Source organism: Nonomuraea sp. NPDC049028, from assembly GCF_043197735.1.
In the GTDB taxonomy this organism is placed as follows: domain Bacteria; phylum Actinomycetota; class Actinomycetes; order Streptosporangiales; family Streptosporangiaceae; genus Nonomuraea.
This window is the reverse complement of the sequence record NZ_JBICTR010000003.1, coordinates 154358-169649: the sequence shown is the minus strand read 5'-3', so window position 1 is coordinate 169649 and position 15292 is coordinate 154358. Positions and strand designations below refer to the sequence as shown.

Annotated in this window: 16 protein-coding genes; 4 read left to right on the top strand and 12 right to left on the bottom strand. The window is 69.3% G+C overall.

The window, feature by feature from the left end:
• Positions 1 to 16 precede the first annotated feature (16 nt).
• A complete protein-coding gene (locus ACGFJ2_RS11760; protein WP_393467259.1) occupies positions 17 to 1348 on the top strand; it encodes a M1 family metallopeptidase in 1332 nt (443 codons plus the stop codon).
• A gap of 105 nt (positions 1349 to 1453) precedes the next feature.
• Here the strand turns inward: ACGFJ2_RS11760 and ACGFJ2_RS11755 are convergent, their stop codons facing one another.
• From ACGFJ2_RS11755 to ACGFJ2_RS11725, 7 genes are all read right to left on the bottom strand, one after another.
• Positions 1454 to 1582: a hypothetical protein gene (locus tag ACGFJ2_RS11755; RefSeq protein WP_393467256.1), complete on the bottom strand. Its 129-nt coding sequence runs from the start codon at positions 1580 to 1582 to the stop codon at positions 1454 to 1456.
• 123 nt (positions 1583 to 1705) lie between these two features.
• The gene (locus ACGFJ2_RS11750; protein WP_357953707.1) at positions 1706 to 1855 is read right to left on the bottom strand and encodes a hypothetical protein; all 150 of its coding nucleotides are present in this window, start codon (positions 1853 to 1855) and stop codon (positions 1706 to 1708) included.
• Positions 1856 to 2035: 180 nt separating this feature from the next.
• A complete protein-coding gene (locus ACGFJ2_RS11745; protein ID WP_393467253.1) occupies positions 2036 to 2752 on the bottom strand; it encodes a lasso peptide biosynthesis B2 protein in 717 nt (238 codons plus the stop codon).
• Positions 2746 to 4389 (bottom strand): asparagine synthase-related protein, encoded by a 1644-nt coding sequence (locus ACGFJ2_RS11740; RefSeq protein WP_393467250.1) that lies wholly within the window; start codon positions 4387 to 4389, stop codon positions 2746 to 2748. Before ACGFJ2_RS11740 ends, ACGFJ2_RS11745 begins: the two co-directional genes overlap by 7 nt.
• An 88-nt stretch (positions 4390 to 4477) precedes the next feature.
• Positions 4478 to 4612, bottom strand: a complete 135-nt coding sequence (locus tag ACGFJ2_RS11735; protein ID WP_357953947.1) for a lasso RiPP family leader peptide-containing protein — start codon at positions 4610 to 4612, stop codon at positions 4478 to 4480.
• 127 nt (positions 4613 to 4739) lie between these two features.
• On the bottom strand, positions 4740 to 5930 hold the full coding sequence (locus ACGFJ2_RS11730; protein ID WP_393467247.1) for an ROK family protein: 1191 nt from the start codon (positions 5928 to 5930) through the stop codon (positions 4740 to 4742).
• Positions 5931 to 6485: 555 nt separating this feature from the next.
• Complete coding sequence (locus ACGFJ2_RS11725; protein WP_393467244.1) at positions 6486 to 7652, bottom strand: acyl-CoA dehydrogenase family protein; 1167 nt, start codon at positions 7650 to 7652, stop codon at positions 6486 to 6488.
• A 162-nt stretch (positions 7653 to 7814) separates the two neighbouring features.
• Between ACGFJ2_RS11725 and ACGFJ2_RS11720 the strand changes: the two genes are divergently transcribed.
• Positions 7815 to 8693 carry an alpha/beta fold hydrolase gene (locus ACGFJ2_RS11720; RefSeq protein WP_393467242.1) on the top strand — a complete coding sequence of 293 codons (879 nt, stop codon included), beginning with the start codon at positions 7815 to 7817 and terminating at the stop codon, positions 8691 to 8693.
• A gap of 18 nt (positions 8694 to 8711) precedes the next feature.
• On the opposite strand, the gene ACGFJ2_RS11715 is transcribed toward ACGFJ2_RS11720, so the two are convergent.
• Entirely contained in the window at positions 8712 to 10151 is a 1440-nt protein-coding gene (locus ACGFJ2_RS11715) for an MFS transporter (RefSeq protein WP_357953696.1), read from the bottom strand.
• Between the two features lie 83 nt (positions 10152 to 10234).
• On the opposite strand from ACGFJ2_RS11715, the gene ACGFJ2_RS11710 reads away from it, so the two are divergent.
• A complete protein-coding gene (locus tag ACGFJ2_RS11710) occupies positions 10235 to 10723 on the top strand; it encodes a hypothetical protein (protein WP_393467239.1) in 489 nt (162 codons plus the stop codon).
• Positions 10724 to 10730: 7 nt separating this feature from the next.
• On the opposite strand, the gene ACGFJ2_RS11705 is transcribed toward ACGFJ2_RS11710, so the two are convergent.
• Positions 10731 to 11411: a phosphatase PAP2 family protein gene (locus ACGFJ2_RS11705; protein WP_393467236.1), complete on the bottom strand. Its 681-nt coding sequence runs from the start codon at positions 11409 to 11411 to the stop codon at positions 10731 to 10733.
• Positions 11398 to 12144, bottom strand: coding sequence for a phosphatase PAP2 family protein (locus ACGFJ2_RS11700; RefSeq protein ID WP_358183310.1), 747 nt, complete (start codon positions 12142 to 12144; stop codon positions 11398 to 11400). Before ACGFJ2_RS11700 ends, ACGFJ2_RS11705 begins: the two co-directional genes overlap by 14 nt.
• 98 nt (positions 12145 to 12242) lie before the next feature.
• Here ACGFJ2_RS11700 and ACGFJ2_RS11695 point away from each other — a divergent pair, with 98 nt between their 5' ends.
• Complete coding sequence (locus ACGFJ2_RS11695; protein WP_358183506.1) at positions 12243 to 13151, top strand: diacylglycerol kinase family protein; 909 nt, start codon at positions 12243 to 12245, stop codon at positions 13149 to 13151.
• Between the two features lie 3 nt (positions 13152 to 13154).
• On the opposite strand, the gene ACGFJ2_RS11690 is transcribed toward ACGFJ2_RS11695, so the two are convergent.
• Both ACGFJ2_RS11690 and ACGFJ2_RS11685 read right to left on the bottom strand, forming a co-directional pair.
• A complete protein-coding gene (locus tag ACGFJ2_RS11690) occupies positions 13155 to 14366 on the bottom strand; it encodes a dipeptidase (RefSeq protein WP_357953688.1) in 1212 nt (403 codons plus the stop codon).
• Between the two features lie 111 nt (positions 14367 to 14477).
• Positions 14478 to 15269, bottom strand: a complete 792-nt coding sequence (locus ACGFJ2_RS11685) for a DUF1206 domain-containing protein (protein WP_357953686.1) — start codon at positions 15267 to 15269, stop codon at positions 14478 to 14480.
• Between the last annotated feature and the right edge of the window lie 23 nt (positions 15270 to 15292).

The following is a 15292-nucleotide window of genomic DNA, read 5'->3' as shown; positions in this document are numbered from 1 at the left end:
CACAAGGAGCCAGCCCATGATCCGAAGAATGCTGACATTCTGCACGATCGCCATCGCGTTAGCCGCCGGACTCCCCGCTCCGGCCTGGGCGGTCGACGCGACCCGGACGCCGGGCTCGGCCTCCTACACCGTGAACCTCACCAGCAACGCCTCGGGCACCACCTGGACCGGCCACGAGAGCGTCAGCTTCACGAACCCGTCGGCCGACCCCCTGACCGAGGTCTACCTGCGCCTGTGGGACAACTACCACGGCAGCTGCCCGTCCACCCCGATCACGGTCACGAACGTCACCGGTGGTACGGCCGGCTCGCTGACCGTCGCCTGCACGGCGCTGAAGATCACTCTCCCCGCGCCGCTGGCCCAGGGGCAGAACGGCTCGGTCGGCTTCGACCTGAGCATCGTCGTGCCCAGCGGCGCCGACCGGTTCGGCCACGACGGCGCGTACAACTTCATCGGCAACGCCCTCCCCGTCCTGGCCGTACGCGACGGCGCCGGGTGGCACCTGGACCCCTACACCAACAACGGCGAGTCCTTCTACCAGCTCGCCAGCGACTACCGGGTCACCCTGGACCACCCCAGCTCGCTGCTCGTCCCCGCGACCGGCACCTCCGTGGACACCCCCGGCACCTCCGGCCGGACGATCACCACCGCGACCGCCAGTCACGTCCGCGAGTTCGCCTGGGGGGCCGGCGCGTTCACCAAGACCACCGGCACGACCACCACGGGCGTCACCGTGAACGTCTACCGCGTCAGCGGCATCAGCTCCGCCAGCGCCACCTCGATGATGAACACCGCCAAGAACTCGCTCGTCGCCCACGCCGGCCGCTTCGGCGCCTATCCCTACGGCGAGGTCGACGTCGTCCTGGACAACAACTTCTGGTTCGGCGGCATGGAGTATCCGGGGTTCGTGCTCGACCTGGTCAGCTCCACCGCGCTCGCCCATGAGCTGGCCCACCAGTGGTGGTACGGCATCGTCGGCGACGACGAGTACAACACCCCGTGGCTGGACGAGTCCTTCGCCGACTACGCCACCGACCTGTATCAGGGCATCAGCGGCACCAACTGCTGGAACAGCGTCTCCTGGCAGTCGTCGGCCGAGAAGATCAGCAACTCGATGGCCTACTGGGACGCCCACTCCAGCCGCTACGGCACGGTCGTCTACACCTACGGCAAGTGCGCCCTGCACGACCTGCGCCGCCTGATCGGCACCACGGCCATGCAGACGCTCCTGCACGACTACGCCGCTTCACACTGGTACGGCATCTCCACGGTGGCCGACTTCAAGGCCGCCGCCCAGGCCGCGACGACGGTCGACCTGTCGTCGTTCTGGACCACGCACCGCATCTAGGAGTCCTGCCGGGTCAGCGTGAAGTCGATCTCGAACGAGCGCTGCCAGGGGAAGGTGACGTCTTCGAGCGTCCAGCCGACGGTCGTTCCAGGTTCCGTCGGCGCTCTAGATGCGGTCGGCGGTGTTGCCTGCGGTGGGGGCCTGTTCCTGCCTGAGGGTGCCGGCCTCGATCGGCAGGTGGCCGGCCTCGGCTTCGGTCTCGATCCGTGCCGGCGTGCGGCGCTGGTCGCGCACGACTACGCCGTACAGGAAGTGCGCGACGCGCCGGACAGGCCGGGCGGGGAGTTCATGCTCTTCGCCCGGAGGTCGGAGGGATGAGCCGCGGCCGGACGGTCAACGCGACTCGGCTGTGGAGAATCAAGGGAAGACCAGCTTGATCAGGCTGAGGTCGCCGGCGGCGACGACGATGATCGCGATGAATGCGAGAGCGATGATCACCCGGAACATCTGATTGGACCGCCTCTTTCCCTCGAACTGGAGCTTGAGCTTGATGCGGGAGTGGAACATGGTGTCCTCCTTTCCTATGCTTCGACGGTAATCCACGCAGTCGGCAATGGCCACGAATTAGAAAAACGCAGTTTTAGAGTTACGCCACCCGATTTCCGCAATAAATGACCGGCCGCACGGCTTTTTCGCAAATTGATATGTCGGGCGAGTTTCCCCTGCCACGCACGGTCGCAATTTGCGTCAGATTGTGAGCACCCGGAGGTAGGCGGAGTCGGCGGCGATGGGGTGTCCGCCGAGTTCGACCCAGGCGTGGAAGCGATAGGGGTCGGTGGCCGCGCCCAGACACCAGTCGAGATGCCGCAACGAGGCCGCCGCGAACAGCACGGTGGCCAGCGAGGTCTCCAGGCAGGCGGCGCGTCCCGGATAGCGCCGGGCGGCACGCCGTACGGCATGCGCGGCGGCCTCGGCCGACGCGGTGCTCATGTCACGTCTCCTGGCCACCCCGCGGATCCAGCCGACCACGGCGGCCGTGACACGGAACGGGAGCACGAGCAGGAGCACGGCCAGCACGAGGCAGCACCAGGCCAGCAGCGCCGCACCCCAACCTGGCCGGAGATCGTGATCGAGGGACGTCGTCGCGTCCGCGGCCTCGCGCGAAGGGGCGGACCGGGGGCGGGTGCTTCCGCGCGCCCCGGTTCCCACGAGACCACGTCGTAGCAGGTCGTGGAGGAGGTTGACGGCGTCCTCATGGATTTGCTCCGGGGCCACGCCCGGATGCCGGGCGGAGATCTCCGCCACGCTGCGCTCGAAGTCCGCTCCCTGGGCCCAGCTCGCCCAGAGCCTGCCGGCGGTCGGGTTGAGTGCGTGCCAGTGGCCCGTGGCGGTGTTGATGAGGACGACTCCGCCGTGTTCGTAGGCCCGGTAATGGACATGGCGGGGAATCCTGACCTTCAGCATGGGCCCGGCCGGGAGCCTCGCAGCCAGCATTCGGTCGCCACGAACTGGGCCATCGCGCCCAGCGGCGCAGGCGCTCCGGCGAGCAGCCAGTCGAGGCAGGCACGCACGGGCCCGGGCTCGACGACGCCGAGTGCCGCGAGCCGGGAGTCGTCGATGAGCCGGTGAAGCCGCTCCGCCGAGGCGCGGGCGCCGTGGTACTCCTCGGCGCTGTAGTCGCCCTTGGTCCGGCGCGCGAACACGCGCTCGGGCACGAGGTCGCGCAGCGCACGGGCGAGCAGAGGCTTGCCGGCGGTAGGACCCACGCGCCTGTGGGCCGGCACGGCGAGGCAGGCGCGGACCACGGCGTCGTCGAGGAAGGGCGCGTGGACCCGGGTCCCGGTCAGCACAGCCCCGAGCTCACGTAGCTGGCGTTGGGCGTCGGCCGACTGCCTCAGCTCGGCCCTGGTCGCCACGTGAGTCGGCCCCAGGTCCGGATCTACCCGCTCGGCCAGTGCGGGGTCGGCCAGGCGGATGGCGAGTTCGGCCCGCATCGCCCGGGTCAGCCAGCCCAGGACCGTGCCGTCGACCGGCCACCAGGCGACGGCATCGAGCCAGGTCAGACTCCCGGCACCCGGCCGACTCGACCTCCAGGCACCATGCGAGGTCGGGCTCCCGGCATCTGGATCCAGGAGGCGGCGTGCGAGCCGGATCAGGGCCTGGCGCGGGCTCGTACGCGAGACCCGCCAGGCACGGGTGGCGAGGCCGAGCGGCGAGGCATGCTTGAGAGCCGCGTTATGGGCGCAGTGCCTGGCCAGCTCGCGCAGCTCCCCCGGACGCGCGAGTTCCGCGAGGTAGGACGGGGCGGCGCCGAAGAGAGCGTCCCCGCCCTCCCCGGTGACATGCATGGGCGCCGCCTCCGCGAGGCGTAGCAGGGAACGCCGCCAGGCGAGATTGCCGCGAACGGGTTCGCCGTCGAGCGGGTAGGTCAGCTCGGCATAGGGAAGGGTGCTCTGATCTCCTGCCACGGCGGTCAGGTCCATGCCGTGTCCGGCCAGGCTGCTCGCGTGGGCCAGGTCGGTGGTCGGGAGGTCCGGGTGGTGGTAGACGATCCCCTTGACCTTGGTGTGCCGGGCGGCGAGGAAAGCCAGCGAGGTGGAGTCGAGCCCGCCACTGAAGTCCGCGGAGATCGGCGCCGCGGAACATCTGGTCGCCACGGCCTCGGTCAGCGCGGCGCGGAGATCGGGTGCCGGGCCGGCCGTGCCGTACCGGATCGTGCTCTGTCCCACGTGGATCAGGCGGCCGCCTGGAAGGCGGCTCACGCCCTGGTACGGCGAGCGATGCTCCCACAGCGGCAACACGCTCGGGCAGGCGATCGCGACCGCGAAGGTGACCGGATCGACGGACCTCTCGTGCAGGTCGGACAGGACCCCGGGGTGCGAGGCGAGCGCGGTCCGCCCGCCGAGCCGCGACAGGTAGAGGGGAAACTGGCCGGCGAGATCGGTGTACGCGATGAGCTCGCCCTGCCTGGCCAGCACCCATGCGTACGACCCGGGCAGGCGCGTGAGCGCACCGAGATCGTCACGCTCGAGCGCGGCCGCGATCGAGCGCCGGTCGGCGAGGCAGTGACCGACGACCAGGAGCCGATCGATCTCGGTCACCTCTGAAGCGTGCCAGGCGCCGTAGGGGCGGAGAGCCGCCTCGCCCTCGGCAAGCGTGGCGATCAGGCCGGGGACGCGTGCCGGTAACTCAGGCCCAGTAATACTGGGAGTTGGCGTCCGCTGAGCCATTGCCCGAGCTTCCCTTGGTGAGCTCTCGTACGCTGCCGAAATCGAGGACCGCGGGCGGGAGATATGGGGATTCCGGCTCGTCGGCGTCGGGCATGGTCCCATCCAATCGCGCTGGCGGTATTGAAGCCAATGATAGTACCGCCGCCGTATATGAGAAAGCCGCGAGGCTTTTGCTCAATTTGAGGTCATTATCGGGTCGACGAGGTCCCGAAAGCCACAATTCATGCTCGGCCTTCGCCGTCGATTCCCAGCAGAAGCGCGCCGTGCGCGGTCGCGCGGGGCGACTCGGTGGCGACGACCAACGGCCTCTCCGACTGGGCGGCGGCCATGGCGGTCCTGCTGATCCCTTCGTTGCACGCCTTGATGGCGAGGTCCCCCGCCCGGCCGAAAACCCCGCCGAGGACGATCACGTTTGGGTTGAGCAGGTTGCACACGTTGCCGATGCTCTGGCCGAGCAGAGTCGCGGCGTCGCGCACTATGCGCCGGCAGATCGGATTTCCGGCCTCCGCCTGATCGACGAGCTGGTTGACGCTGAAAGGCCTGGTGAAGATCTTGTCGCCCAGCATGGCCTGGGCGTCGCGCAGCATCGCGTCCGCGCCCACTAACGTCTCCAGGCAGCCGCGCCCGCCGCACAGGCAGAAGCGGCCGTCCGGCTGGACCATGGTGTGGCCGATCTCCCCCGCGCACCCCTTGGCTCCGCGGAAGAGCTTTCCGCCGATGATGATCCCCGCGCCCACCCCGGTGGACGCCTTGATGTAGATCAGTGTCTCCAGGTGCGGGTGGGTGTAGACGTGTTCGGCGTACGCGCCGAGATTGGCGTCGTTGTCCAGCCGTACGCGCAGGTTGGCCGGCACGCTCATGTCCTTGGCCCGGGCCAGCTGCTTCGTCAGCGCCGCGGCGGGATTCTCGCCCTCCTGCCAGGGTGGCAGCACCGGCGGCACGAGGGTCTGCTGCTGCGGATCGACCACCCTCGGGATGCCCATGCCGATGGTGGCCAGCTCGTTGGGCCCGCCGCCGACCTTGATGACCACCTTGCGGATCGCGCTCACCAGGGCGGGCAGCCAGCTTTCCCGGCCCTGCGCCGCGCCGTTCTCCAGGAACTCGGTCTCGGCCTCGTCGAAGGACTGGTGCGCCAGGCGCGCGGCGACCACCATGTGCTGGTATCCCAGCTCGACGCCGACCGCGACGCCGGTGAGCGGCATGAGCCGGATGTCCTCCCTGCTGCCACGCTTCGCCGGCGCGATGATGTTGCGGCCGCGCAGCTCGTCGATCGCAGTGCTGATCGTGTTGGCCACCCGACCGGTCGGCCTTGCCAGGTCTGCTCTCAGATACGGCCGCGCCATGAGCGCCTTGACGATCGACAGCTGCGTTTCTTCCTTGGGACCGTGCGGCGGCTTGAGGAGATCGAGCATATTGGGCACGGGAACACCGTTCGCTGTACGGACCTACGATGTGACATATACACCACCCGGGCGGCTCGTGCGCGTCGCAACAGGATCCGGCGCTGGTGCGCCGCCTCAACTCCGCCGCCGTGCCGCGTGATGTCCACGGGCTATTGGATGCAAGCTTCTCCCCGAAGGTTCTGGCACTCAAGGGGATGGCCTGGCCTGAGTCCCGGGTACGGGTGGATCATGGCGTCCATCGCCGAGGCCGGGACGCGCACCCCGGATCTCACCAGAGACCACTGTGGCCCGAAGGCGCCCCCCGTACCCTGGCTGAGATGGTCCTCATCGCGTTCGCCAACCCGAGCGAGACCACCCTCCGACTGCTGTCGCAAGCGGTCGCGCCCATGGGCCCCCGCGACCGCACCGGGACCGGTATCGACACCGCGTGGGCCGCTCGCGCCTGCGAGACCGCCATCGACGTCCTGGCCGAGGTCGACTCGTTGGCGCCCGGGCGAGCTGTCACCGCTCCCGAGCGACGACCCGAGCCCTGGGTTCGGGTGCCCCTCACGCCTCCAGGGCGCCTCACGCCTCCAGGGCGAAGAGCATCCAGGACTGGCCCGGCGCCAGCCCGGCCAGTTCCCGGCCGCACTCCTGAAGCACCTGCGGGCCCGAGGTGATGTGCGCGGTGCCGGCGTGGACGTCCCTGAACAGCCGCTGGATCAGCCCGTCGCGCAGTGCCGAGGTGCCGCCCGACGCGTAGACGAACCGGGCAACCTCGGCGATCGTCGACGTGATGTGGTTGAGCGCGAGCCGCACCATCGTCTCCTGGCGTACGTCGAGCGTCCGGCCCGCGTCCAGGGTGCGTTCGGTGTCGTCCCAGGTCTCCTGCACTAGGGCCTTGGCCGCACGGAACGCCGCCTCGGCGCGGGCGAAGTCGGCGTGGAAGGCATCGCTGGCGGCGATCTGGCCGGGCCGCCCGGCCCGCGCCCCGGCGTGCCGGCTCAGCTCGTCGAGCAGCCGGCGGCCGACACCGAGCGCCCAGCCGGAGTGACAGATCATCGCCTGGTCGAGGACGCCGAGCCGGAAGATCGCGCCGCCGCGCAGCGGTTCGTTGTGCGTGACGATATGCGTCTGCGACTCCGGTACGAAGGCGCCGTCGATGGCGTAGTCGATGCTGCCTGTGGCGCGCAGGCCCAGGACGTCCCAGTTGCCGAGCATCTTGACGTCTTCGATCGGGGTGATGAAGATCCGGGCCTCGTCGGTGCCCTCGACGGCGCCCAGGCTGTGGGCGTACTGGGCGTGCGGCATGCCCGAGGCGAAACCCCACTGGCCGCTGAGACGGAAACCGCCGTCTTCGCGTATGGCGGTGCCCGGCCGGGTGCCCTGGCCCGCGATGACCGGCATCCGCGGGCCCGTGAAGATCCGCGCGACGGCCTCGTCACCCAGGTAGGCGCCGGCCGTGCCGTTTGCCAGAGTGGTGGCCATGACCACCCAGCCGGTCGAGGGGTCGGCGTACGACAGCTCCTCGAAGACGGCGAGCAGCTCCCTGGGGGACAACTCGGCGCCGCCCAGCGGCGTAGGCACCCATATACCGAAAAGTCCCGCCTCATGCAGGGCATCCACGACGGGCGTGGTGAGCCTGCCCTGCGCCTCGGCGGCGGCCGCCTCACGCTCGATCAGTGGGCGCAGGTCACGGGCTCGCTCCAGCAGGGCGGGGCCGGCGGTGTGGAGTCGCAGCGTGTCGCTCATGTCCAGGTGCTCCTGTTCGTGATCGTTGACGCTCTTACTCCGTCAGATCACGTGGGCAGCACATTGTCCAGAGCCGCGGCCGTTCTTCCTCCCCGTACGGATGTGGCGCCACTAGTAGTTCTACAGAAGGCGCCCGTAGCCGGGGACGGCATGCTTTGAGGCATGCAAAACGTGAACATCTGGAGCGAAGAGTTCGGCGCCGAGACGGATGCGCCGATCCTGTTGATCATGGGTTCGATGTCGCAGGGCATCCTGTGGCCGGACGAGTTCGTCGGCCGGCTGAGCGCCGGGGGCCGCCGGGTGATCCGGTACGACCACCGCGACACCGGCATGTCGGGCACCGTCGACTTCGCGGCGCAGCCGTACACATGGGATGACATCAAGAACGACGTCTACCGCGTGATGGACGACCACGGCCTGGCGAGCGCGCACCTGGTCTGTCACTCGGCGGGCGGCCTGCTCGGCCAGTTCGCCGCGGTGGAGCGGCCGGAGCGGGTGCGGTCGCTGACCGTCATCGGCTCCTCCCCGCTGGGCGGCGGCGAGGGCCAGGTGATCATGCGGGCTCTGATGGGGCAGCCGCAGCCCGAGGGGAGCCTGCCGGAGCCGGCGCCGGAGTTCGTGGACTTCTACCGTAGGTTGATGGCCGCGCCGCCACCGGCGGATCGGCGCGCGCGGATCGACGGCATGATCGCTGAGCAGCGGCTGCTGCACGGCACCGGGTTGCCGTTCGACGAGGACGCGGCGCGGCGGCTGCAGGAACGGATCTACGACCGGGCCCGCGACCTGTCGGCGGTGGCCAACCACCGGCTGGCCGCCATGGCCAAGCCCGACTTCGAGCCGGTGGGCGTACTCCATCAGGTGAAGGCACCCACCCTGGTCATCGAGGGCAGCCACGAGCCGGCCAAACCGGGCCACAGCGCGATCATCGCCGAGCAGATCCCAGGGGCGCGGCTGATGATCGTGGCGGGGATGGGCCACACACTGCCGCCTGAGGTGCACGAGGAGCTGGCCGCCGCCATCCTCGCGCACACGGCCGAGTGACGCGTGTTCAGGCTCGGGTCAAGCCGCCTGGCCTGTCTCGGCGGCCGTCAGGGGAGTGGCGATCTCCTCCAGGCCCTTGCGTTCGGCCTTGACGCCCAGGAAGAGCTCCACCAGCCCCGCCAGGATCATGATGATGGCCCCGATCGAGAAGGCCAGCGCCGTGTCGCCCGGCACACCCGTCTCGACCAGGTGGGCGAAGACGAGCGGGCCCGCGATGCCGCCCGCCGCCGTGCCGATGGCGAAGAAGAACGCGATGGCCATCGCCCGCGTCTCCATCGGGAAGATCTCGCTGACCGTCAGATACGCCGAACTGGCTCCCGCCGAGGCCACGAACAGTACCACCGACCAGCAGGCCGTCAGCGTCACCGCCGTGAGCATCCCCTGGTTGAAGAGCCAGGCCGTGCCGAGCAGCAACAGCCCCGATCCGATGTACGTGGCGGAGATCATCGGGATCCGGCCGACCGTGTCGAAGAGCCGCCCGAGCAGCAGCGGGCCCAGGAAGTTGCCGACCGCGATGACCGCGAAGTAGTAGCCGGTATGGGTGTCGATCTTGAAGAACGTGGACAGGATCTGCGCATACCCGAAGGTGATCGCGTTGTACAGGAACGCCTGGCCGATGAAGAGCGACAGGCCGAGCACCGTCCGCTTGGGATAGAGCGCCACCATGGTGTGCGCGATCCGGACGAACCCGATGGACTTGCGCTGATGGATCGTCATCGACTGCGCCGGCTCCGGCAGGTCCCCGCCCACCTGGCGCTCGATGTCGTCGACGATCTCCTCGGCCTCCTGGCCACGGCCGTGGATGAACAGCCAGCGCGGGCTTTCCGGTACGTGGCGCCGTACGAGCAGAATGGCCAGACCAAGCACCACGCCCAGCCCGAAGGCGACGCGCCAGCCGATGTTGACCGGCAGGTCGTTCAGCAGCGGCACGGTCAGCAGGGCGCCGCCCGCCGCCCCGAGCCAGTAGCTGCCGTTGATGATGATGTCGATCCGCCCCCGGTGGGCGCTCGGGATCAGCTCGTCGATGGCCGAGTTGATCGCCGCGTACTCCCCGCCGATGCCGAAGCCCGTCATGAACCTGAACAGGAAGAACCACCACGCGTCGAACGACAACGCGGTCATCAGGGTCGCGACCAGGTAGACGACCAGCGTGATCAGGAACAGCTTCTTCCTGCCGAACCGGTCGGTCAGCCAGCCGAAGAACAGCGCCCCCGAGCAGGCACCCGCGACGTACAGCGCGGCGGCCAGGCCGGCGACCTGCGCCTGCGTGATGTCCAGGCCGCTTCCGGGTTTGGCGAGCTGGGCCGAGAGGTTGCCCACGATGGTCACTTCGAGCCCGTCCAGGATCCAGACGGTGCCGAGGCCGATGACGATCATCCAGTGCCAGCGTGACCAGTGCAGCCGATCGAGTCTCGCGGGCACCTTGGTGGTGATGGTGCCAGTCTCCAGGTCGCTCATGAACTCAACTCGCTACCCCGAGGCCGGCTCGCAAACGTCCCACGAAACTGCCGCGTGATCTTCACCTGCCATCATCCGGTCCCATGACCCGTCCCTTACTCGCGAGCGTGTGCCTGCTGGCCGCACTCTTGGGCTGCAGCGCCACGCCCCCCGCCGTAGCGACGCCTCCAGCCGTATCGGCGCAGCCCGCCCCGTCCGCCGAATCTTCCAGCGGGGCGGCGAGCCCGGCAGCCGGGGTGCAGTATCACGCCACCGAACTACGCCCCGGCGACTGCATCGAGCCCATGCCCGAGAGCTTCATGGTGACCGTGGTGCCTTGCACGGTGCCGCACTCGGCGGAGTACGGGGCCATGTACGTCATCGCCGACGGCCCATGGCCGGGCATGGCCGAGATGCGACGGCTGGCCGAGAACGGCTGCGCGCCCAGGCTGCGGTACGTGGCATCGAGGAGGGAGGAGGTCGGCTTCATCGAGATCGTCCCAGCGGAGCAGGACTGGCCGAAGAGCAGGACGGCGTACTGCCTGGCCGTCGCCGGGAACGGTGGGAAGCTCGTCGGCCACGTTCTCAAATAGGAGCCATCTACGCCGGTCGGACGAGCTCCGGCGCCTGATGCCCACGCTGCCTGTCACGCCGGTACAAGATCGCCCGAGCGGCCATCACCACGCAGCCGATGCCGAGCAGCAGGCCCCAGGTGATGTCGGTGAGGAAGTGCATGCCCCGGTACAGGCGGGAGAAGGCGACGATGAGCGGGGCGGCGACGCCGAGCACCCAGATCACCACCTGGAGCGCCCTGTTGCGGACGTGCATGCTCAGGATGAGCGCGACCGAGCAGTAGAACCCGACGGCGGCGCTGACGTGCCCCGACGGGAAGCTGGAGGTGGGCGGGGCCGGGTCGATGTGCTGTACCGGCGGCCGGTGCCGGCCGACGGGCGTGGTGGTGGCCAGGAAGATGAGCGACTGGCTCCAGACGGCCGCGATCAGGAAGATCGATTCCCGCCAGCGCTTGTACACGATTCTGAAGACGATCGCGGCTATCGCGGTGAGTGCCACGATGTAGGGAGTGTCCGAGAGGCTGGTGCCGAAGTCGGTGAGCGTGTTCCACAGCGGGGTGCGGCCGGCGGCCAGGCTCCGGCTCACCTCCGCCTCGCCGGTGGGCCAGGCGACGATCAGCTTGCCCACGCCGAACGTCACCGCGGCCATCAGCAGCATCGGCAATAAGATCGTCAGCGCGTAATACTTCACGTGCTCAGCTTTGGTCATGGGTCACCTTCTCTGACTCGGGTTCCACTCCTTCGGCCAGCGGCGAGTTGGGCCTGCGGCCCTGCTCGCGCCGCCACGTCTCGAATCCCGCCGCGGTGGCGGCGACCACGGCCACGCCCAGGATGATCCCGGCGACCACGTCGCTCACCCAGTGCACGCCGAGCGCGATCCGGGTGTAGCCGACCGACAGCACCAAAAACCAGGCGACGGCCCAGGTCAGGCGCCGCCCCCACCGGGGCAGCATGGGCAGGAGGAGCAGGACGACCACTCCCGCGCCGAGCGTCACGTTGACCGCGTGGCCCGACGGGAAGGAGTCGCCGGGCGCGAGCGCGACGGGATCCGGCAGGTGCGGTCTGGCGCGGGCAGTAATGATCTTGAGTGCCAGGCCGAGCAGCCCGCCCACGGTGATGGTGGCGATGGCCCAGACGGCCAGCCGTCGCGCGCCCTTGTGCCACAGCCAGGCGGCGAACACGATGACCGCGATCCGCCACGGCCACGGGCCGAACAGATCCGTCCACACGATGAGCACCCTGGTCACGCCTGGATGGGTGATCGCGTACGCGTGCAGATCATCGGCGACGTGCTTGTCCAGCCCGTTGACCGGCATCTTGGCCACGACGAGCAACAGGCTGAACGGGACCATGATGAGCGCCACCGCGAGGCTGGCGATCGTCAGCCGCAGCCCCAGACTGCGGTCAGGATCGACGCGAGCTTTGACCCATTGGCGGCTCACTGTCCTGATCCTCCCTCGTTCGGCATTCGCGCTCGGCTACCCAGACAGCGGCCATTGATTCCTGCCTGAAAACCGGTGCCGAGGGTAGTCCGGTGACCATGTCCCCCACCGTGGCGGTCGTCGCGCACCGCAAGAAGACTCTCGGCGCAGGCCTGGACAGGCTGCGCGTGCTCATCACCGAAGAGGACGTCGGCGAGCTCCTCTGGTACGAGGTGCCCAAGAGCAAGAAGGCGCGCAAGAAGGTCCGCGAGGCGCTCAAGAAGGGCGCCGACCTGGTGTTCGTCTGGGGCGGCGACGGCATGGTGCAACGGTGCGCCGACGTGATGGCCGGCTCCGGGGTGCCGATGGCGGTCCTCCCGGCGGGGACCGGGAACCTGTTCGCCAACAACGTCGGCATCCCCATCGACCTCGAAGAGGCGGTACGCATCGGCTTCCATGGCCGCCGGGAGAAGCTGGACCTGGGAGTGCTGAACGGCGAGCACTTCGCGGTGATGGCGGGGGCCGGGTTCGAGGCCGAGATGATCGCCGACGCCGACAGGCAGGCCAAGGAGCGGCTCGGCAGGCTCAGCTACGTCAAGGCGGCCGTCCGGCACGTCGGCGGGCCGCTGGTGCCGATGGAGATCAAGATCGATGGGACGACCTGGTTCGACGGGGAGGCGAGTTGCCTGCTGCTGGGCAACGTGAGCACGATCGCCGGCGGCATCGAGGCGTTCGACGACGCCCAGCCGGACGACGGCTGGCTGGACGTCGGGGTCTCCACCGCCCAGGGGCCGGTCCAATGGGCCCGGGTGATCGGCAGGATGGCCACGGGACGCTCCGACGACTCGCCGTTCGTCCGGATCACCCGCGCCAGGAAGGTGTCCGCCCGGTTCGGCGCTCCGCTGACGTACGAGCTCGACGGCGGCGACCGCGAGGCCACCACCCGCCTCAAGGCGAAGGCCGTCCCGGGCGCCCTCACGGTCTGCCTGCCACCGGACGGGCGCTCAGACGAGATCTGGGACGGGTAGTCGTTATGAGCCGGCGGCCGCGCTGAACCGTACCGTGCTCGGCTGCTCGCGATCCCGCAGGTCGGCGGCGGTGGCCTCGGCGCCGCGCAGCGCCCGCAGCACGTTGCGCCCGGCCACCTTCGCCAGATCGTCGTCGGACCAGCCCCGGTCGGCCAGGGCCGCGAAGAGCCGAGGGTAGCCGCGCACGTCTTCCAGGCCGACGGGCAGCCCGTCGCACCCGTCGTAGTCGCCGCCGATGCCGAGATGGTTGATACCGGCCACTTCGCGGATGTGCTCGAGGTGCGCCACCACGTCGTCGAGCGTGACGGCGGGCTTGGGGTGCGACTTCTCCCAGGTGGCCAGGAACTCGTGGGTCGCCTCGTAGTCATGGGTGTTCACCCCGGCCGTGCGGGCGGCGTCGGTGCCCGCCTGCCGCCATTCCCAGTTGGCCTGCGACACGAAGGAGGGCACGAACACGGCCATGCACACCCCGCCGTTGCCCGCCAGCGTCTCCAGCACGTCATCCGGTACGTTGCGCGGCGCGGAACAGATCGCGCGCGCCGACGAATGGGAGAAGATCACCGGCGCCCGCGTCACGCGCAGGGCGTGCCGCATCGTGTCGGCCGACACGTGGGACAGGTCGACCAGCATGCCCAGCCTGTTCATCTCCCGTACGACCTCCTCCCCGAACGCGGACAGCCCGTGGTGCACCGGCTCGTCGGTCGCGGAGTCGGCCCAGGGGGTGTTGTCGTTGTGAGTCAGCGTCATGTAGCGGACGCCGAGGGCGTACAGCATCCGCAGCGTCCCCAGCGAGCAGTCGATCGAATGACCGCCCTCGGCGCCCATCAGCGACGCGATCCGCCCACCGGCGAAGACGCGCTCCACCTCGTCGGCCGTGGTCGCCAGGGCCAGCTGGTCGGGGTAGCGCCGGACCATGGCTCGTACGCAGTCGATCTGCTCCAAGGTCGCGGTGACCGCCTGCCCACCGGGCAGCCCGCACGGCACGAAAACCGACCAGAACTGCCCGCCGACCATCCCGGCCGCCAGCCGGGGCAGGTCGGTATGGGTCCTATCGGAGGTGTCACCGCTGATCTCGAGCCGGTCGAAGTCGTAGCCGACGAGCTGGCGCGCCGCCCAGGGCAGATCGTTGTGCCCGTCGATCAGCGGGTGCTCGCGCAGCAGCTCGGTCACGTGACGCAACGAGTCGGTGGACGTGCTCAGAGAAGGTGCTTCCATGCCGATCAGCCAATCACAGGGCACGCCGTCGTGGCGGATCGACCTACGTCCGGCTCGCTCGCCACGGCGCACCGGGCGCGCGCCGCCCGGTGCACCGTAGGAAGCGACGGCTCAGGTACGCCGCCAGCGGGCCTCTCCCAAGCAGTACACGGCGAACAGCAGCAGCCCCAGCGCCACCACCGCCAGCAGCCAGGGCCCCGCCGGGGTGTCGGCGAACGCCCTGAGCGTCGCGTCGATGCCCCCGGCCTTGTCGGGGTCGAAGGTGATGGCCGCCTGGATCACGAAGACCCCGGCCAGGCCGGCGATCAGGCCGCGCGCGATGTACCCGGCGAGCCCCAGCCGGTCCATCACCGCGCCGGCTCGCGGCGGCATCGGCCTGAGCTGCTTGCGGAACTCCTTCTTGATGCCGTACCGCACCCAGTAGACGCCGAGCGCGACGATGCCGAGCCCGATCAGGCCCACGATGATCTGCCCGGCCGGCAGCGCGAGCAGCTTGCCCGTCAGGTCCTGTGACCGCTTGTCATCGGACCCGGTCTTGCCGGTCAGCAGCATGGTCAGCAGTGCGGCGCAGATGACCACGTAGACCACGGTCCGGCTGGCCGGCTCGACCCGGTCCTTGAGCTTGTGGGCGCCGAAGATCGCCTCGGACGCCTGCCACAGGGCCAGCGCGGCGAACCCGACGACCATGATCCATAAGAGCACGGCCCCGAACGGCAGCGCGGCCACCGTACTGATCGCCCCGTTCTTGTCGGCCTGCTTCCCGCCGCCGCCGAACGCGATCTGGATCGCCAGCACCCCGATCAGCCCATAGAGCACGCCACGACAAACCAGCCCAACCCGCGCGAGTTTGTCCATAGCCGGGCTGTCTGCCGCCCGGCGTGCCATCGCCTCAGCTTCGCTCATGGATTCTCCCGAGAGTCGTCAAA